Below are 17,899 nucleotides of genomic sequence, written 5' to 3'. Positions count from 1 at the left end.
AAAGGCTCGAGCATGATCACCGAACTGCCGGACACCACCACCAAAGCCATCGCCGCCGAGCTCTCCCACGCACGGGAGCGCCACTCACTGGCCACCGGGCGCGTGCTCACCCTGCTGGTGGCCATCGACGACGCGCGCGACGACAGCATCGACGAGACACTCGCCACCCTGCGCGACGCCTCCTTCGAGCACCCAGCCCGCGTGCTGGTGCTCATCTCCGGCGACCCGGAAGCCGAAACCCGCCTCGACGCGCAGGTGCTGGTGGCCACCGACGCCGGCGCCTCCGAGGTCGTGGTCATGCGCCTCTACGGCGAGCTGACCGGCCACATGGGCGCCGTGGTCACCCCGCTGCTGCTGCCGGACACCCCCGTGGTGGCGTGCTGGCCGCTGAAGGCCCCGAAGCACCCGGCGGGCACGCAGCTGGGCCGGATTGCGCAGCGCCGCATCACGAACCTGCGCCGCGGCACAAACGGGGTGACCCTCGGTGATCTCACTGAAGGCTACAAGCACGGCGATTCGGACATGATGTGGTCGCGGATCACCCCGTGGCGCGGCATCGTCGCCTCCGCCCTGGACCGCCACCCCGGCACACGGGTCCACAGCGCCGAGATCGCGGGCGCCGCCGGGGACCCGAGCGTGGACCTGGCTGCGGGCTGGCTCGCCTCCAGCCTGGGCGTGCAGGTCACCCGCTGCGAGGGCGATGCGGCCGGAGACTTTCCCATCGCCCGCCTCGTGCTGCACTGCGACGGCGGCGACGTGGAGGTCGCGGTCCAGGACAGCCACACCGTGCGCATCTCCGCGCCCGGCAACGCCGATTCGTTCGTGGCCATGGGCGAGCGCACCGAGGCCGAAAGCCTCGCCGAGGACCTGCGCCACCTCGGCCCGGACACCACCTACGAGCGCGCGCTGCGCGGACTTCAAGGAGTACACAATGAGCTTTAACGACCTTGCATCGCTTCTCGACGCCGCGACCTCCCGGTTCACCGCCCTCATGTCCGATGTCCACGCGGAGGGCCGCACCGCACGCGTGGTGCTCACCGGCGGCACCGCCGGCATCGCCCTGCTGGAGCGCCTCGCCGACGAGGACATCGACTGGTCGCGCGTGGAGGTCTTCTTCGGCGACGAGCGCAACGTGCCGGCTGACCACCCCGACTCCAACGAGGGGCAGGCCCGCGCGGCGCTGCTGTCCAAGGTGGACATCCCGGAGGAGAACATCCACGGCTACGGCCTCGACGGCGGCCCGATGGACGCCGCGGTGGAACGCTACCGTGGCCTCGTCGGTGACGGCGGCTTCGACCTGCACCTGTTGGGCATGGGTGGCGAGGGCCACATCAACTCCCTGTTCCCCCACACCGACGCTGTGCGCGAGCGCGACGCGATGGTGGTGGCGGTGACGGACTCGCCGAAGCCGCCCGCCGAGCGCGCCACCCTGACCCTGCCGGCGGTGCAGTCCGCCGACCGTGTGTGGCTGCTCGTCTCCGGCGCGGAGAAGGCGGAGGCGGCGAGCCACGCCTCCGACGGGGCCGAAGCCGCCGACGACTGGCCGGTCGCCGGCGCTATCGGGCGTAAAGAAACGGTCCTGTTCGCCACGAAGGACGCAACAGGACCGTTCTAGTTTCGCGCGTGCTTAGACCGCGTAGGTCTGAATCAGGTTCAGGCCGATGATGCAGAGGATCCAGATCAGGGCCAACAGCACGGTGACGCGGTCGAGGTTCTTCTCCACCGTGGTCGAGCCGGACAGGTTTGCCTGGACGCCGCCGCCGAACAGGCTGGACAGGCCGCCACCCTTACCCTTGTGGAGCAGGACGAAGACGGTCATGAGGATCGCGGCGATCACCAGCACAATCTCAAGGGCTAAAGCCATGTGTGCGACACCTTTCAAAATGGGCGATGGTGCAAACTCCCGATGAGCTTACACCACCGCAAAGACGAACCCAGCAGCGACTTACATCACCGCGTTCGCGGCCGCCGCGGCGAGCTTGGCAAAGTCCTGCCCGTCCAGGGACGCGCCGCCGACTAGGCCGCCGTCCACGTCCGGCTGCGAGATGATCTCGGCCACCGTGTCGGCCTTGACGGAGCCGCCGTAGAGGATGCGGATGGCGTCGGCGACGGAGTCGTCGCTAAGCTCGCGCACGAGCTCGCGGATGCCGTGGCAGACCTCCTGCGCATCCTCGGCCGAGGCGACCTTGCCGGTGCCGATCGCCCAGACCGGCTCGTAGGCGATGACGGCCTTGGACAGGTCCACCCCAGCAAGCGACTCGCGCGCCTGCTTCACGACGAATTCCACGTGCTCGCCCGCCTCGCGCACCTCGAGCGGCTCGCCCACGCAGACAATCGGTGCGATGCCGTGCTCGATGGCCTTAGCGGCCTTCGCGGCGACCTGCTCGTTGGTCTCTCCGTGGTACTCGCGGCGCTCCGAGTGGCCCACGACCACCCAGGAGCACCCCAGCTTCTCCAGCATGGACGCGGAAATGTCGCCGGTGTAGGCGCCGTTGTCGTGCTCGGAGACGTCCTGGGCACCGTAGGTGATCTTGAGCTTGTCGCCCTCCACTAGGGTCTGGATGGAGCGCAGGTCCGTGAACGGGACCGTCAGCGCGATATCGACGTACTCGTAGCCGTCCTTCGGAAACGCGAAGGCGAGCTTTTGGGCACTCTGGATGGCCTCGAGGTGGTCGTGGTTCATCTTCCAGTTGCCCGCGATAAGTGGCGTGCGTGCCATGGGTTGCAAACCTCCTAATTCAGAACAGATACGCCCGGCAGTTCCTTGCCCTCGATCAGCTCGAGGGAGGCGCCGCCGCCGGTGGAGATATGGGAAAAGCCGCCCTCGTCAAGGCCGAGGGTGCGCACCGACGCCGCGGAGTCGCCGCCGCCGACCACGGTGAAGGAGCCGTTCTCCTTTGTCGCCGCGATCATGGCCTCGGCGACGGCCTTGGTGCCGTCTGCGAAGTTCGGGAACTCGAACACGCCCATCGGACCGTTCCAGAACACGGTCTTGGAGTCCTTGATGGCCTCGGCGTAGTTCTTGGCGGTTTCGGGTCCGATGTCCAGGCCCATCCAGCCCTCCGGGATCTCGTCCAGGCCGACGACCTTCTTCTCGGTGTCCTTGTCAAACTCGGCGCCGGCGGCGACATCGACCGGCAGCAGCAGCTTGTCGCCAAAGCGCTCAATGAGCTCCTTGCAGGTGTCCACCATGTCCTCCTGCAGCAGCGACTTCTGCACGTTGTGGCCCTGGGCGGCGAGGAAGGTGTAGCACATGCCGCCGCCGATGATGATCTTGTCGGCCTTCTCCGCCAGCGCCTCGATCACGCCGAGCTTGTCGGAGACCTTGGAGCCGCCCAGCACCACCACGTACGGGTGCTGCGGGTTGTCCTTGACAGAAGACAGGGTCTCCACCTCCTTGTCCACGAGGTAGCCGGCGTAGGCCGGGAGCTTCTTCGCCACGTCGAAGACGGAGGCCTGCGCACGGTGCACAACGCCGAAGCCGTCGGAGACGAACGCGCCGTTGTCGGCCGCAAGCGCGGCGAGTTCCTCGGCGAAAGCGGTGCGCTCCGCCTCGTCCTTGGAGGTCTCGCGCGCGTCGAAGCGGACGTTTTCAAGCAGCAGGATCTCGCCCTCGGTCAGGCCGTTGGCGCGCTCGTGGGCGTCCTCGCCGGAGACGTCGCCGGCGAGCGGGACGAACTGGCCCAGGCGCTCAGACAGCGCCTCCGCCACCGGCGCGAGGGAGAACTTCGGGTTGACCTCGCCCTTCGGGCGGCCCAGGTGCGCCATGACGATCACCTTCGCGCCGCCGTCCAGCAGCGCCTTCAGGGTGGGCAGGGAGGCGTCGATGCGGCCGGCGTCGGTGATGTTGCCGTTGTCGTCCAGGGGGACGTTGAAGTCGGACCGGACCAGGACGTGGCGGCCGTCCACGCCTTCGTCGAGAAGCTGCTGCAAGTTCTTGGTCATAGGTATCTCCTTTTTTCTGTGAACACTCACCATCGTATGAAAAACGGGTCCGCCGTGCCGGAAGCACCGCAGACCCGCAAATCAAGCTCCTTAGAGCTTGTCCGCCACGAACTTGGTCAGGCGGATGTACTGGGAGGTGTAGGACCACTCGTTGTCGTACCACGAAATGATCTTGACCATGTTGCCGTCAATCACGCGGGTCATGCCGGCGTCGAAGATCGCGCCGTGGGAGTTGCCGATGATGTCGGAGGAGACGATCGGGTCCTCGGTGTAGAGCAGCGCACGGCCGAACTCGGCGTCCTCGGCGGCCTTCTTCACCGCTGCGTTGACCTCCTCGACCGTGGCCTCCTTGCCCAGGGTGACGGTGAGGTCGGTGGCGGAGCCGGTGATGGTGGGCACGCGCATGGCGAAGCCGTCGAGCTTGCCCTCCAGGTTCGGCAGCACCAGCGCAACGGCCTTTGCTGCGCCGGTGGTGGTGGGCACGATGTTCTGGGCGGCGGCGCGGGCGCGGCGCAGGTCCTTGTGCGGCGCGTCCTGGAGGCGCTGGTCGCCGGTGTAGGCGTGCACGGTGGTCATCAGGCCGCGCTCGATGCCGAACGCCTCGTCGAGCACCTTCGCCACCGGCGCGAGAGAGTTGGTGGTGCAGGATGCGGCGGAGATGACGTCCTGGGAGCCGGTGTAGTCGGCGTGGTTGACGCCCCAGACGTAGGTGCCGTCGACTTCCTTGCCTGGAGCGGAGATGATGACCTTCTTCGCGCCAGCGTCAATGTGCGCCTTGGCGTCCGGGCCCTTGCGGAAGACGCCGGTGCACTCGAGCACGATGTCCACGTCGGAGTCGCCCCAGGCGAGGTTGGCCGGGTCCTTCTCCGCGGAGACCTCGATGCGGCGGCCGTCGATGGTGATGGAGTCGTCGTCGTGCTCAATGTCGTGGTTGAACTGGCCGTACGCTGTGTCGTATTTCATCAGGTGCGCCAGGGTCTCGTTGTCGGTGAGATCGTTGATCTTCACCACTTCGAGCTCGCCCTTGTACTCGTCCTCGATGATGCGCAGCGCTGCGCGGCCGATGCGGCCGAAACCGTTGATGCCAATGCGGGTAGTCACAGTCAACACTCCTCGTGCTCGTGGTCTGTCGGTCACCCCCGAGTGTAATGAGCAGGTCCCCTACCTGCAGATAACGTTTTGCCTATCGACGAAACCAGGGGTAGCAACAGCAATTGCCACCCGCCCCGGATGTTGGTTTATGCCCGTTTCCACGCCTCAGGGGGAGCCATTTCCGCCGCTTCCACCCCCGGCTCCGGCCGCGCAGCACCCACTGTGAAGTATGTCACCCGTGCAGGTTTTAGGTGGTCGGGCTCCCGTGCGTGTCCTCCACACCCAGTTCCGAGGCGCGCTTGTCTGCGAGTGAGAGCAGGCGCCGGATGCGTCCAGCCACCGCGTCCTTGGTCATCTGCGGGTCCGCTAAACGGCCCAGCTCCTCCAAGGACGCGTGGCGGTGTTCAACGCGCAGCAGGCCCGCTTCGGCCAGGTGCTCCGGGACGTCGTCGCCGAGGATCTCCATGGCGCGCTCCACGCGGGCCGCCGCCGCGGCCGCCGCCTGCGCCGAGCGGCGGGTGTTCGCGTCGTCGAACGTGGCGAGCCTGCTGTTCGCCTTCGCCTTGACTGCGCGGGATTCGCGCTTCGTGTCCCATTCGATGCGGGTTGCCGGCGCGCCCATGCGGCTGAGCAGGATGCCGATCGCCTCGCCGTCGCGCAAGGTCACCCGCTCGACGCCGCGGGTCTCGCGGGTCTTCGCCGCCAGGCCCAGGCGCCGGGCGAGCCCGACCAGTGCCAGCGCGGCTTCCTGGCCCGGGCAGGCGACCTCGAGGGTGGCGGTCCGGCCCGGTTCAGCCAGTCGCCCGCGCGCGAGAAAGGCCCCGCGCCACGCGGCCTCGACCCCGGCCATGTCGCCGGAAATGACCTGCCGCGGCATCCCCACGACCGGGTGGCCGGACGCGGTGACGAGCTTCAAGCGGCGGATGACGTCCGCCGCGCCGTCACCGACGCGCACCTCGTACCGCGACTCGCGGTTGCCTGAAGACGGCGCAAGTAGCTCCACACTCGCCTCCACCGCGCACAAATCGGCCACCGTGCTGGCTAAGCGCCGCGCGACCGCTTCTTCCTCAAAATCTGCGACGATGGCCACCCCGCCCTCCGCCGGCTGGATCTCCCCGCCGAACCGGATCAGCGCGGCCGCTTCCGCGGCGCGCGCCTCCAGCCCGCCGCCGGTGGCGCGCAGGAGTTCGTCCTTGACCTTGGCCGTGAGCGCCACCGGCGCCTCCCCTCGTTTACGTGTGTTGCAGCTTGGAACCGCCCAGCATTCTATCGTGCCGGGCGCAGCGCCTTGAGGGCAGATGCCAATTGCTTCGGGTCGTGGCGGTTCAGCGGTGCGCCCACGGCGTCCACCTCGCGCAGCGGGGCGAAGGCGACCTCTGCGTCCAAACGAGCGGCGGCGCGGGCGATGTTGTCGCGCTCGCCGTCGGAGGTGGCGGTGCGCTCATCGGCGAGGAAGTAGTCCACGTGCAGCTGCGGGGCGTGCTGGGAGAACACGTGGATGTGGCGTTCGGTGGTGAACCCGTGGGTCTCCCCCGCCTCCGGCGAAAGGTTCAGGATCACCGCGACGGTCGCCGACGTCTCGTTGAGCGCCTGGGCGATGTCGGGCACGAGGATGTGCGGGATCACCGAGGAGAACCAGGAGCCGGGCCCGATGGTCACCATGTCCGCGTCCATGATCGCCTGCACCGCCGCCTCGCTCGCGGCTGGCTGCGCCGGGGTCAGGCGCACACGCCGCACCGCCCCGGGGGTGGTGGCCACCGCCACCTGGCCGCGCACGGAGCGCAGCACGCGCGGGTCGTCGTCCAAGCCCGCCACGTCCGCTTCGATGTCCAACGGCTGCGGGCACACCGGGATGACGCGGCCGGCGGATCCGGTCCAGGCGGCCACCTGATCCAGGGCGGCCTGGGTGTCGCCCAGGCGCTCGGCCAGCCCGGTGATCAACAGGTTGCCCAGCGCGTGGCCGGCCATCGCGCCGTGCCCGCCGAAGCGGTGCTGCAGGGTCTCTCGCCACTGCGCGCCCTCCTCCCCTTCGGCTGTCAGGGCCGCCAGCGCCATGCGCAGATCCCCGGGCGGGACGATCTCCATCTCGCGGCGCAAGCGCCCGGACGATCCACCGTCGTCCGCCACGGTGACCACTGCGTTGATCGTGGACGCGCCGGCTTCGCGCGCGGCGGTAAGCGTCTGGTACAAGCCGTGCCCTCCCCCAAGGCAGGTGAACGACGTATGGCTCAATTGTCCCTTCTTTCTGATGGCCTAACCGACTCGCCTAGTGGCGCTCAAGATCGCGGTGGATCACGTTGACATCCACCTGCCCCTGCTGGCGCAGACGCTTTCCGACGGCCTCCGCCACCGCCACCGAGCGGTGGTGCCCGCCCGTGCAACCGATGCCGACCGTGATGAAGTCCTTGCCCTCGTGGCGGTAGCCGCCCAGGGTGCTGGAGAGCAGGTCGACGAAGTTGTCCACGTACTCGCGGGCACCGTCCTGGTTCAGCACATAGTCGGAAACCGCTTGGTCCACGCCGCGGAACTCCCGGAGCTCCTCCACCCAGTACGGGTTTGGCAGGAAACGAACGTCAAGCACGATATCAGCGTCGCGCGGCGAGCCGTGCTTGAACCCGAAGGATTCGATGGTGACGTGCTGGCGGCCCACCGGCAGCTCGCCGACGGAGGCCTCCACCGCGCGGCGCAGGTCGTGCACCGACAGGTTGGACGTGTCGATGATGACGTCCGCGGAGGCACGCAGGTCCTCCATCTCCTCGCGCTCGTGCGCGATGCCGGACTGCAGGGTGCCGTCGCCCTGCAGCGGGTGGGTGCGGCGCACCGAGTCGAAGCGCCGGATCAGCACGTCGTCGCGCGCCTCCAAAAACAGCACGAATGGCTGGTGGCCGCGGTCCCGGATCCCCGCGATGGTGTCCAACAGCGAGCCGTTGAACTTCGCCGCGCGGATATCGGTGACCACCGCGAGGCGCTCCACCGGGGAGTCGTCCGCGGCGGCCAGATCCACCAGCTCCAGAATCAGCTGCGGCGGCAGGTTCTGGGAGACGAAAAAGCCCTTGTCCTCAAAAACCTTCGCTGCCGTGGACAGGCCGCCGCCCGACAGGCCCGTGATGATCACAGGGCGCATCGGGGTCGCGGAATCTTCCTGGGGCAATGCGTGTGCAGAGGATGTTTGGGGCATAGGGATCATCCTAGACAAGGACGTGGCGAAGCGCCGTCGATTAGCAACGAGCTTTTACTGGTGCAGGTGCTGGTAGATAGTCTCTGCGAGCTTCGGGCCGACGCCCTTGACCTCCTGAATCTCCTCCACCGACGCCTCTTTGATCTTCTTCACGGAGCCGAAGTGCTTGACCAGGTCCGTGCGGCGGGCAGGCCCGAGCCCCGGCACCGCGTCCAGCGCGGAGGCGCGCATCCGCTTGGAGCGTTGCTGGCGGTGGTAGGTAATCGCGAAGCGGTGCGCCTCGTCGCGGATCTGCTGCAGCAGGTACATGCCCTCGGAGTTGCGGGGCAGGATGATCGGCTCGTCGTCATCCGGCACCCACACCTCCTCGAGGCGCTTCGCCAGGCCGATGAGCTGCACGTCCACGATGCCCAGCTCGTCGAACACCGCCTGCGCGGCGTTGACCTGGGGCTTGCCGCCGTCGACGATGAACAGCTGCGGCGGGTAGGCGAACCGCTTCGCCCCGGTGGACTCGTCCGCTTCGTCCTCGAAGGTCTGCTCCTCTGCGACCTCGTCCGGGTTAGCCAGCTTGTCCTCGTTGTAGCGCTTGAAGCGGCGCCGGGTCACCTCGGCGATGGAGCCGACGTCGTCGGAGCGGCCATCGCCGGCGGCCTCCTTGATGCGGTAGCGGCGGTAGTCGTTCTTCTTGGGCAAACCGTCCTCGAACACCACCAGCGACGCCACCACGTCGGTGCCCTGGATGTGGGAAATATCGGTGCACTCGATGCGCAGCGGCGCCTCGTCCATCCCGAGGGCGTCCTGGATGTCCTGCAGCGCCTGGGAACGGGCGGTCAGGTCGCCGACGCGCTTGAGCTTGTGCTGGTGCAGCGCCTCCGAGGCGTTCTTGTGCACCGTTTCCATCAGCGCGCGCTTGTCGCCGCGCTGCGGCACGCGGATCTCCACCGGGCCGCCGCGCAGCTCCGCGAGCAGCTCGGTGACCTCCGGCAGTTCCGTCGGCAGCGTCTCCACGAGGATTTCGCGCGGCACCGGCATCGGCGCCTCCGCCTTGGCGCGGGATTCCTGGTCCACGCCGCGGCGGCGCACCTTCTGCGCCTCGATCGTGCGGTCTTCCTCCTGCTCCTGGCGGACCCGCTCCACCGCGTCGGAGTAGTACTGCACAAGGAAGTTCTGCATCAGCGTCGGCAGGGTCGGGTCCTTCTGCCCCTCTTCCAGCCGCTCGGCGGCGCCGGGCTCATCGCCGGTCTTTTCCACCACCCAGCCGCGCTGGGCCCGGATGCGCCCGTCGCGCACGTTGAAGATCTGCACCGCCGCTTCGAGCTCGTCGGTGTCGAAAGCGATGACGTCGGCGTCGGTGTCTTGCCCCAAGACCACCGTCTGGCGTTCCATGACCTTGTTCACGGCGCCGAGGTCGTCGCGAAGCCTGGCGGCCTTCTCAAACTCCAGGTTCTCGGAGGCTTCCTGCATCTGCGCGGTGATGCCGCGCACGAGCTGGTCGGTGCGCCCCGACATGAAGCCCAAGAAGCCCTGCACGATCTCGTCGTACTCGGCCTCGTCCACGCGCCCCACGCACGGGGCGGCGCACTTGTCGATGTAACCGAGCAGGCACGGCCGCCCCAGCGACTCGTGACGGTTGAACACACCGTTCGAGCAGGTCCGGATCGGAAACACGCGCGTGAGCAGGTCCAGTGTTTCGCGCACCGCCCACGCATGGGAGTACGGCCCGAAGTAGCGCACCCCCTTGCGCTTCGGGCCGCGGTAGAAGAACGCGCGCGGATAGCGCTCCTTCACGCTCACCGTGAGCATGGGGTAGGTCTTGTCGTCGCGGTACATGACGTTGAACCACGGGTCGAAGCGCTTGATCCACGTGTACTCCAGCTGCAGCGCCTCCACCTCGGAGGCCACCACAGTCCATTCCACGGACGCGCCGGTGTAGACCATCTGGCGGGTGCGCGGGTGCAGCGTGTGCGGCGGCTGGAAGTAGTTGTTCAGGCGCGCGCGCAGGCTTTTCGCCTTGCCCACGTAAATGACGCGGCCGTCGCGGTCGCGGAACTTGTACACCCCGGGGTCGGTCGGGATGGTGCCCGGCGCTGGGCGGTAGCTTTGCGGGTCCGCCAACGCTTAGTCCTGCGGCATGTACTTGGCTTCGAGCGCGCGGAAGTCATCCACGGCCTTCAGTGCGTGCTCGTTGTCGCCGGACTGAATAGCCCACAGGGGCACGTACTCGAATTCCGGCAACTCAAGGCGCGCCATGCGCGAGCCTTTGGGGAAGCTCAGACCGTAGATCACGGCCCACGGGTAATAGCGGGTGCCGATGATGTTGCGCACCTGCACGCCGTCCTCGTTCGCGCGCACCCGCGGTCGGGTCAGCGCGATCCAGGACAGCACGGAGATGATCAGGCCGACGCCGATGAAGGCGAACTTGTCCAGGCTGGTGATGGACACGCCGGTGAACTCGGCGTCCACGGCCCAGGACATGAACACGTGCACCGCCATGACCACAACGATCCAGCCGACGGCGACCTTGCGCAGAAACTTCGAAGACAGCTCCAGCTCCCACGGTTTCGTGGTGGTGGTGGCGTGCGGGTCGAGCGCGTTGAGGTAGGCAATCTCGTCCCGGTCCGAAAGTCCCGTGGGGTTGTGCTGTTCAGCCTGTTCAGCCACTGCCGTTACTCCTTACAAGCGCTCGAGCATGTTGCGTGGCAGCGTCCCAAAGGCCGCCCCACGCCCTCCGGGCTACCTTAGCCCTTCAACGGCAGAGCGCGAACTTTGCGCAGCTCCGCGGCTGTACCGGCGGCGGCGCGCATGGCTTCGGCGCCCTTGTCTTCCTTGGCGTCCTCGCCACCGGCGCGCTCGTAGGCCTGGTCTTCGTCGTCGACGGTGAGCACGCCATTGCCCACCGGGGTCTGCTCGTCCAGCGCCACGCGGGTCAGCCCTGCGGTCACGGAGTCGCACACGTACTGGAAGTGGGCGGTTTCGCCGCGGATGACGCAGCCGAGGGCCACCACGGCGTCGTAACGCTTGGCGCACGCCTGGACCACCACCGGCAGCTCGAGGGCGCCGGCGACGGCGTACTCCTCCACCTTCACGCCGAGCTCCCGGGCCTCGTCCCGCGCGCCGGCGCGCAGCAGGTCAACGATCTTGTCGTTCCACCGGGTGTAAACCACGGCGATGGTCATGCCCTCCGCCTGTATGGAATAGTCCTCGGGTGCTCCGCTCGATGCCACTTGCAGCTCCTTTTGGGTCCTTCTAGGTTGCGTACCCCGGATGGGCGTGGAGCCATTCGGCCACACCAGGCAGGTCGTGGCCCATCCGGTCGCGCTTGGTGCGCAGGTACTTGATGTTGTCGTGTGTGGGAACGATCTCGATCCTACTGCGGCGCGCCACCGCAGGGCCGTAACCCGCCAGCGCGTCGGACTTGTCCGGGTTGTTGGTGAGCAGCTCGAAGGTGCCCACCCCCAGATCCGCCAGGATCTGCCCGGCCGCGGAGTACTCCCGCGCGTCCGCCGGCAGGCCCTGCTCCAGGTTCGCGTCCACGGTGTCCAGGCCCGCGTCCTGCAGCCGGTAGGCCTGCAGCTTGGCCATCAGCCCGATGCCGCGGCCCTCGTGCCCGCGCAGGTAGACCACCACGCCGCGCCCGGCTTCTTGGATGCGCCGCATCGATTCGCGCAGCTGCGGGCCGCAGTCGCAGCGCGTGGAGCCGAACACGTCGCCGGTGAGGCATTCGGAGTGCACCCGCACCAGCACATCTGTTGCTTCCCGCAGCTTCTCGACGCCTCCGGCAACCAACGCCACGTGCTCCACCCCGGAAACAGTGTCGCGGTAGCCCACGGCGGTGAACTCGCCGAACTCGGTGGGAAGCTTCGCCGTGGTGACGCGCTCGACGGTGCGTTCGTGATGGCGGCGATACTGCGCCAGCTGCTCGATGGAGATCATGGGCAGCCCGTGCGTGTTGGCGAAGCGGAGCAGCTCGTCGAAACGCGCCATGTCGGCGGGGTCGTCCTCGGAGACGATCTCGCACAGCGCGCCCACCGGGGTCTTGCCCGCCAGCCGCGCCAGGTCCACGGCCGCCTCCGTGTGGCCGGGGCGTTCCAGCACGCCGCCGGCCTTGGCGCGCAGGGGCACCACGTGGCCGGGGCGGGTAAACGATGCGGCGGTGGCGGAGCCATCGGCAAGCAAGGCAATCGTCGTCGCGCGCGAGCGGGCGGAGATGCCGGTGGTGCCGGTGGCCGCATCCACGGTGACGGCGTAGGCGGTGCCGTGCAGGTCCTGGTTGTTGGCCACCATCGGCGGCAGCTCGAGTGCGGTGGCGCGCTCGTCCGTCATGGACACGCAGATGTAGCCGGAGGTGTGGCGCACCATGAACGCGACGAGCTCCGGGGTGGCGTCCTCGGCGGCGAAGATGAGGTCGCCCTCGTTCTCGCGGTCCTCACTGTCCACCACAACAACGGCCTTGCCAGCGCGAATGGCGGCGATAGCCTCCTCGACCGTATTCAAGGAGTTAGGGGAAGTCATACCGTCCAAGCCTATCCCTGCACCATCTTCTCAACGTATTTGGCCACGATGTCCACCTCGAGGTTCACCGGGTCGCCGGGTGCGAGCGCGCCGGCGGTGGTCTCGCGCAGCGTGGTGGGGATCAGCGAGACCTCGAAGTAGCCCTCGCCCACAGCTGAAACGGTCAACGACGTGCCGTTGACCGCAATCGAGCCTTTCTCCACCACGTAGCGGTCCAGATGCCGCGGCAGCGTGAAGCGCACGACCTCCCAGTGCTCGGACGGAGCGCGTGAGACCACCTCGGCCACACCGTCGACGTGACCCTGGACGATGTGGCCGCCCATGCGCTGGCCCGCGGCGAGCGCCCGCTCGAGGTTCACCTCGGAGCCGGCTTCGTAGGTGCCGAGGCGCGAGCGGTCCAGCGTTTCGCGCATCACGTCCGCGGTGAAGGTGCCGTTCGCGTTGTCCACCACCGTCAGGCACACCCCGTCCACGGCGATCGAGTCGCCGGGGGCGGCATCCTCGGTGACCTTGGGGGCGCGCACGGCGATCCGGACGGCGTCGTCAAGCAGCCTCAGCTCCTCCACCACACCGATTTCTTCAACGAGTCCCGTAAACATCTCTCTCCATTTCTATGAACACGTCGCCTCCCACCGGCTGCACGAGGGTGGTGCGGAAACGGCGGGCGTCGGCGATGGTGCCGGCGATCGCGCGGTCGAGCACCCCGCGGCCGGCGCCGAGAAGCGCGGGCGCGATGTAGGCCTGCACCGCGTCGACCAGGTCCTGCTCGAGAAAGCTCGCGGCGAGCGTCGCGCCGCCTTCGACCAGCACGTCGCGCGCGCCCGTGTTCCACAGTGCGGTGAGTGCCTCCTGCGGCGTGGCGTACTGCTCGAAGCCCAAGCGCGTGAGGTTGCCCTCGGGCACCTCGCGCGTGCCGACGACCACGCGGCGCGGCTGGTGCCCGCGCAGCGTGCCGTCCGGGAAGCGCGCGGTCAGCAACGGGTCGTCCGCGATCGCGGTGCCGGTGCCGACGATGATCGCGTCGAGCTTCGCGCGGTCCTCGTGCGTCAGCTCGCGGGCTTCATCGCCGGTGATCCACTTGCTCGTGCCGTCCGCCGCGGCAGTGAAGCCGTCGAGCGTGGAGGCGAACTTCAGCGTCACGCTCGGGCGGTTGTGGCGCACCGAGCGCAGCCACGGCTGCAACGCCGCGATCCGGACCGGCTGGAAGTCCACCTCGACGCCGTGGGAGCGCAGGTACTCGGCCCCGCCGGCGGCCGCGTCGTTCGGGTCGGCGGTGAAGTACACCACGCGTGCGATCCCTGCCTCCACCAATGCCTGCGAGCAGGGGCCGGTGCGTCCGGTGTGGTTGCAAGGCTCCAGGGTCACCACGGCGGTCGCGCCCCGGGCGCGCTCGCCCGCGTCTCGCAGAGCGTTGATTTCCGCGTGTGGCCCGCCTGCGGGCGAGGTCGCGCCGGTGGCGATGAGCGCACCGGAGGCGTCGAGAAGCGCGCAGCCCACCGGGGGATTCGGCGAGGTCGTCCCGCGCACGGATTCGCCCGCCTCGATCGCCGCGGATACGCCGCCGAGTGCGTCCGTCACCCTCGCGCTGCCTCGCGGGCGAGCTCGCGCAGGCGCTCCACCGCCTCGCCCGGGTTGTCGGCGCCGAAGACCGCGGAGCCGGCCACGAACGCGTCCACGCCGGCCTCCGCAGCCTGCGCGATGGTGGCATTTGCGATGCCGCCGTCGATGCCGATGATGGTGTCCAGGCCGGCCTCCGCGATGCGGTCGCGCAGCACCATGACCTTGCTTAAGACCTCCGGCATGAACTTCTGGCCGCCAAAACCCGGCTCCACGCTCATGACCATGACCTGGTCAAAGTGCTCCAGATCGTCCAGGTACGGCTCAATCGCGGTGCCGGGCTTGATGGCAAAACCGGACTGCACGCCCAGCTCGCGGCACTGCTTCGCGGCCGCGACGTGGTCGCCGGTGGCCTCAACGTGGAACACCAGCCGGTCGCCGCCAGCTTGGACGTAGGTTTCGAACCAGCGCTCCGGCTCCTCGATCATCAGGTGCATGTCCAGGAACTGGTCGGTCACCCCGTTGACCGCCTTGGTCACGTCCGGCCCGAAAGAGAGGTTGGGCACGAAGTGGCCGTCCATGATGTCCACGTGAATCAGGTCCGCGTTGGGAACCTTGCGCACGTCCTCGCCGAGGGCGGCGTAGTTCGCGGCCAGAATTGATGGGGCGATCTGAATCATGGGCCCTACCCTAGCTTTTTGCGCAGCACCGCGAAGAACATTGCGTCGGTGCCGTGGCGGTGCGGCCACATCTGCACGCTCGGCCCCTCGCCCACGTCCTCCATGCCGGCGGCCCACTCGCGAGCGTCGAGCTCATCCACATCGCCTTTCGCCAATTGCTTCTCGACGATCCTCCGGGTCTCCCGCACATCCGGCGAGCACGTGGAGTAGACCACCACCCCGCCCGGCTTGGCCAGGTTCACGGCGGATTGGAGCAGCTCCTCCTGGAGCTGGTTCAGCTCCGCGATGTCGCCCTCGGACTTCGTCCAGCGCGCCTCCGGGCGCCGCCGGAGCGCGCCGAGACCGGAGCAGGGCGCGTCGACGAGGATGCGGTCGTAGCCGGGCTCGAGCTTCGGGTCGCGCCCGTCCGCGGTGTGGACGGTCACCGGCAGGCCGCGCACTGTCTTGGTGATCAGCTCCGCGCGGTGCGGGCTGACTTCGACGGCGTCGACCGCGGCGGCGTCGATAGCCGCGATCGCCCCGATGAGCGCGGCCTTGCCACCCGGGCCCGCACAAAGGTCAAGCCAACGGCCTTGATCCTGCTCGACGGGGACCTCGGTGACGGCGCGGGCGATGATCTGCGAGCCCTCGTCCTGCACCGCAGCAAGCCCCTCGCGCACCGGCTCGAGCTGGCCCGGATCCCCCTCCGGCAGGTACACCGCGTATGGCGAGTACTTGCCCTGCTCGCCGCCGGTGGACAGCGCAAGCTCCTCCGCGGAGATCTCTCCGGGCCGTGCCACCAGGTGCACGACCGGACGGGCAGAATCAGCCTCCAGCGCGGCTTCGAGCTCGCCGCGCTTGCTACCGAGCGCCTCCGCGAAAGACCGCGCGATCCACTCCGGGTGGGCGTGGGTGAACGCCAGCGCGCCCAGCTCGCTGTCCGGGGCGAGGGTGCGCAGCCACTCGTCGGTGGGGGTGCGGCCGATCGAGCGCAGCACGCCGTTGGCGAAACCCTTCGCCTTCTCGTGGCCCGCGGCCTCGACCAGCCGCACCGAGGTGTCCACCGCGGCGTGGTCGCCCACCCGGGTGTAGAGCAGCTGGTAGGCACCCAGGCGAAGCGCTGCGAGCACCTCGGGCGCGATGCGGTCGAGCTCGCGCGATGAGTTTTTCGCGATCACCGCGTCGAGCACCCCGAGGCTGCGCAGCGTGCCGTAGGCCACCTCGGTGGCAAAGGCGGCGTCGCGTCCGGTGATCTTCCGCTCGCGCAGGATGCCGGGCAGGGTGAGGTTGGCAAACGCGCCGTCGCGGGCGACGCGCAGCACCACCTCGAAGGCCGCCTCGCGCGCCGGGTCACCGATGCTGGCCGGACGGCCCTTCACCGTGTAGCGCTGGCGCCCGCCGCCCTGCTTGCGGGGCTGCTGCTTTGCATTGCCGGCTTGCTGCCGGTTGCGTGCGGGTGTGTCCTCTCGACGCCCCGCGGAGCGCGACCTGAACCCTCCGCTCACTCGAACACCACTCCTTCTCTCGCCTCAGGGTTGAGTCCGCGGGCCCAGTCCGCCGCGTTCATCATCTTCTTGCCCGGCGGCTGGATCGTGCCCAGGCGCACGTCCCCGTCGGCGGTGCCCACGAGCACCTCGTTCTTGCCAAACGCCGCCTCACCCGGGGCGAGCGCGCCCTCCCCGGTCGGGGTGACTGGGCCGAGCTTGAAGCGGTCCTCCCCGCGCATCGTCCACGCGCCAGGCGCCGGGGTGTGGGCGCGGATGCCGCGGTCGATCACGGCGGCCGGCTGCGTCCAGTCCACCCGGGCGTCCGCCGGGGCGATCTTGTGGGCGTAGGTGCCCTCTTCCGGCTGCGGCGTCGGTGCAGCGGTACCGGCCTCGAGCGCACCCATGGTCTCAACCAGCAGGTCCGCACCCGCGTAGGCGAGGCGCTCCAGCAGCTCGCCGCTGGTTTCTGCCTCGCCGATGACGGTTTCCAGCGTGTCCAAGATGTCACCGGTGTCCAGGCCCTCGTCGATGCGGAAGGTGGTGGCTCCGGTGACCGCGTCACCGGCCGCGATCGCCGCCTGCACCGGCGCCGCCCCGCGCCACTTAGGCAGCAGCGAGAAGTGCAGGTTCACCCAGCCGTGTGCGGGGATGTCCAGCATGTCCGCCGGGATGAGGTTGCCGTAGGCCACCACCGGGATCGCGTCGGGGGCCAGCTCCTTCAGTTGGTCCCGGATGGCGTCGTCGCGCGTGAGACTCTCCGGGGTGAGCACCTCAATGCCGTGCTCGAGAGCGAGCGCCTTGACTGGCGACGGGTGCAGCGTGCGCCCACGGCCGCGGCGCGCGTCGGGGCGGGTGAGCACCGCGACGACCTCGTGGTCGGACGCGATGAGCCGCTCGAGCGCCGCAGCGGCGGGTTCGGGTGTGCCGGCGAATACGAGTCGCATACAAACGTTCTCCTTAGCTCCAGTCGGCGGCCCGGATCGCCGCCATCGCTTCCTTGCGCTGCTCCGGTGCCATCCTGCGCATGAACATCACGCCGTCCAGGTGGTCCGCCTCGTGCTGGATGCAGCGCGCCAAAAGCCCGGTGCCGCGCAGCGCGATCGGGCGGCCGAAGCAGTCCTGGCCGCGGACAATGACCGTCTTGTGGCGGGTGACCTCGCCTCGCACGTCCGGCACCGAGAGGCAGCCTTCGACGCCGGTCTGCATCTCATCGCCCAAGGGTTCCCACACGGGGTTGACGATGTGCCCGCGCATGCCCTGGCAGTCGAAGACGAAAATCCGGCGCGTAAGCCCGATCTGGTTCGCGGCCAGGCCGACTCCGCCGGCGTGGTCCATGGTTTCCAGCATGTCGGCGACCAGCCGCTCCAAGGCGGCGTCGAAAACAGTGACCTCTGCCGCAGCGGTGTTGAGCACTGGGTCGCCGAACAGGCGGATGTCGCGGATAGCCATGGGGCCAAAGTGTAGTAGCG

The 17,899-nt window shown here is 68.6% G+C and carries 19 protein-coding genes; 2 read left to right on the top strand and 17 right to left on the bottom strand.

Annotated elements, in window-relative coordinates; translation table 11 throughout:
* Positions 1 to 12 precede the first annotated feature (12 nt).
* A complete protein-coding gene (locus O5O53_RS05680) occupies positions 13 to 942 on the top strand; it encodes a glucose-6-phosphate dehydrogenase assembly protein OpcA (protein ID WP_269509778.1) in 930 nt (309 codons plus the stop codon).
* Entirely contained in the window at positions 932 to 1,615 is a 684-nt protein-coding gene (pgl, locus tag O5O53_RS05675; RefSeq protein WP_269509775.1) for a 6-phosphogluconolactonase, read from the top strand. The genes O5O53_RS05680 and pgl overlap by 11 nt, the downstream gene beginning before the upstream one ends.
* 12 nt (positions 1,616 to 1,627) lie before the next feature.
* On the opposite strand, the gene secG is transcribed toward pgl, so the two are convergent.
* From secG to def, 17 genes are all read right to left on the bottom strand, one after another.
* Positions 1,628 to 1,864, bottom strand: a complete 237-nt coding sequence (gene secG, locus O5O53_RS05670; RefSeq protein ID WP_070473991.1) for a preprotein translocase subunit SecG — start codon at positions 1,862 to 1,864, stop codon at positions 1,628 to 1,630.
* An 81-nt stretch (positions 1,865 to 1,945) separates the two neighbouring features.
* A complete protein-coding gene (gene tpiA / locus O5O53_RS05665) occupies positions 1,946 to 2,719 on the bottom strand; it encodes a triose-phosphate isomerase (protein WP_269509770.1) in 774 nt (257 codons plus the stop codon).
* Positions 2,720 to 2,733: 14 nt separating this feature from the next.
* Entirely contained in the window at positions 2,734 to 3,945 is a 1,212-nt protein-coding gene (locus O5O53_RS05660; RefSeq protein ID WP_269509767.1) for a phosphoglycerate kinase, read from the bottom strand.
* A gap of 90 nt (positions 3,946 to 4,035) precedes the next feature.
* Positions 4,036 to 5,046 carry a type I glyceraldehyde-3-phosphate dehydrogenase gene (gap, locus tag O5O53_RS05655; protein WP_269509764.1) on the bottom strand — a complete coding sequence of 337 codons (1,011 nt, stop codon included), beginning with the start codon at positions 5,044 to 5,046 and terminating at the stop codon, positions 4,036 to 4,038.
* A 238-nt stretch (positions 5,047 to 5,284) separates the two neighbouring features.
* Positions 5,285 to 6,253: a DNA-binding protein WhiA gene (whiA, locus tag O5O53_RS05650; protein ID WP_269509761.1), complete on the bottom strand. Its 969-nt coding sequence runs from the start codon at positions 6,251 to 6,253 to the stop codon at positions 5,285 to 5,287.
* Between the two features lie 50 nt (positions 6,254 to 6,303).
* Entirely contained in the window at positions 6,304 to 7,269 is a 966-nt protein-coding gene (locus O5O53_RS05645) for a gluconeogenesis factor YvcK family protein (protein ID WP_181888479.1), read from the bottom strand.
* Positions 7,270 to 7,303: 34 nt separating this feature from the next.
* Positions 7,304 to 8,215 (bottom strand): RNase adapter RapZ, encoded by a 912-nt coding sequence (gene rapZ, locus O5O53_RS05640; RefSeq protein WP_269509758.1) that lies wholly within the window; start codon positions 8,213 to 8,215, stop codon positions 7,304 to 7,306.
* A 54-nt stretch (positions 8,216 to 8,269) separates the two neighbouring features.
* On the bottom strand, positions 8,270 to 10,330 hold the full coding sequence (uvrC, locus tag O5O53_RS05635) for an excinuclease ABC subunit UvrC (RefSeq protein ID WP_269509755.1): 2,061 nt from the start codon (positions 10,328 to 10,330) through the stop codon (positions 8,270 to 8,272).
* A 3-nt stretch (positions 10,331 to 10,333) separates the two neighbouring features.
* Positions 10,334 to 10,876: a PH domain-containing protein gene (locus tag O5O53_RS05630; RefSeq protein ID WP_269509752.1), complete on the bottom strand. Its 543-nt coding sequence runs from the start codon at positions 10,874 to 10,876 to the stop codon at positions 10,334 to 10,336.
* A gap of 77 nt (positions 10,877 to 10,953) precedes the next feature.
* On the bottom strand, positions 10,954 to 11,439 hold the full coding sequence (ribH, locus tag O5O53_RS05625) for a 6,7-dimethyl-8-ribityllumazine synthase (protein WP_181888482.1): 486 nt from the start codon (positions 11,437 to 11,439) through the stop codon (positions 10,954 to 10,956).
* Between the two features lie 22 nt (positions 11,440 to 11,461).
* On the bottom strand, positions 11,462 to 12,727 hold the full coding sequence (locus O5O53_RS05620) for a bifunctional 3,4-dihydroxy-2-butanone-4-phosphate synthase/GTP cyclohydrolase II (RefSeq protein ID WP_269509748.1): 1,266 nt from the start codon (positions 12,725 to 12,727) through the stop codon (positions 11,462 to 11,464).
* A gap of 11 nt (positions 12,728 to 12,738) precedes the next feature.
* A complete protein-coding gene (locus O5O53_RS05615) occupies positions 12,739 to 13,326 on the bottom strand; it encodes a riboflavin synthase (protein WP_269509745.1) in 588 nt (195 codons plus the stop codon).
* Positions 13,307 to 14,305, bottom strand: a complete 999-nt coding sequence (gene ribD / locus O5O53_RS05610; protein WP_269509742.1) for a bifunctional diaminohydroxyphosphoribosylaminopyrimidine deaminase/5-amino-6-(5-phosphoribosylamino)uracil reductase RibD — start codon at positions 14,303 to 14,305, stop codon at positions 13,307 to 13,309. The genes O5O53_RS05615 and ribD overlap by 20 nt, the downstream gene beginning before the upstream one ends.
* On the bottom strand, positions 14,302 to 14,964 hold the full coding sequence (gene rpe, locus O5O53_RS05605) for a ribulose-phosphate 3-epimerase (protein WP_269509739.1): 663 nt from the start codon (positions 14,962 to 14,964) through the stop codon (positions 14,302 to 14,304). Before rpe ends, ribD begins: the two co-directional genes overlap by 4 nt.
* A gap of 5 nt (positions 14,965 to 14,969) precedes the next feature.
* Positions 14,970 to 16,448, bottom strand: a complete 1,479-nt coding sequence (locus O5O53_RS05600) for an RsmB/NOP family class I SAM-dependent RNA methyltransferase (RefSeq protein ID WP_269509736.1) — start codon at positions 16,446 to 16,448, stop codon at positions 14,970 to 14,972.
* Entirely contained in the window at positions 16,445 to 17,374 is a 930-nt protein-coding gene (fmt, locus tag O5O53_RS05595) for a methionyl-tRNA formyltransferase (RefSeq protein ID WP_269509733.1), read from the bottom strand. The genes O5O53_RS05600 and fmt overlap by 4 nt, the downstream gene beginning before the upstream one ends.
* Before the next feature lie 13 nt (positions 17,375 to 17,387).
* The gene (gene def, locus O5O53_RS05590; RefSeq protein ID WP_181888488.1) at positions 17,388 to 17,879 is read right to left on the bottom strand and encodes a peptide deformylase; all 492 of its coding nucleotides are present in this window, start codon (positions 17,877 to 17,879) and stop codon (positions 17,388 to 17,390) included.
* Positions 17,880 to 17,899 lie beyond the last annotated feature (20 nt).

Origin of the sequence: Corynebacterium faecium (assembly GCF_027257105.1) — a bacterium.
In the GTDB taxonomy this organism is placed as follows: Bacteria; Actinomycetota; Actinomycetes; order Mycobacteriales; family Mycobacteriaceae; genus Corynebacterium; species Corynebacterium lehmanniae.
Note: the sequence above shows the minus strand (reverse complement) of the source record. Positions and strands in the feature narration are given on the sequence as shown.

Coding starts and splice junctions, on each gene's coding strand:
- O5O53_RS05680 (WP_269509778.1), top strand. CDS start 13: ATGATCACCGAACTGCCGGACACCACCACCAAAGCCATCGCCGCCGAG.
- pgl (WP_269509775.1), top strand. CDS start 932: ATGAGCTTTAACGACCTTGCATCGCTTCTCGACGCCGCGACCTCCCGG.
- secG (WP_070473991.1), bottom strand. CDS start 1,864: ATGGCTTTAGCCCTTGAGATTGTGCTGGTGATCGCCGCGATCCTCATG.
- tpiA (WP_269509770.1), bottom strand. CDS start 2,719: ATGGCACGCACGCCACTTATCGCGGGCAACTGGAAGATGAACCACGAC.
- O5O53_RS05660 (WP_269509767.1), bottom strand. CDS start 3,945: ATGACCAAGAACTTGCAGCAGCTTCTCGACGAAGGCGTGGACGGCCGC.
- rapZ (WP_269509758.1), bottom strand. CDS start 8,215: ATGCCCCAAACATCCTCTGCACACGCATTGCCCCAGGAAGATTCCGCG.
- O5O53_RS05620 (WP_269509748.1), bottom strand. CDS start 12,727: ATGACTTCCCCTAACTCCTTGAATACGGTCGAGGAGGCTATCGCCGCC.
- O5O53_RS05615 (WP_269509745.1), bottom strand. CDS start 13,326: ATGTTTACGGGACTCGTTGAAGAAATCGGTGTGGTGGAGGAGCTGAGG.
- rpe (WP_269509739.1), bottom strand. CDS start 14,964: ATGATTCAGATCGCCCCATCAATTCTGGCCGCGAACTACGCCGCCCTC.
- fmt (WP_269509733.1), bottom strand. CDS start 17,374: ATGCGACTCGTATTCGCCGGCACACCCGAACCCGCCGCTGCGGCGCTC.
- def (WP_181888488.1), bottom strand. CDS start 17,879: ATGGCTATCCGCGACATCCGCCTGTTCGGCGACCCAGTGCTCAACACC.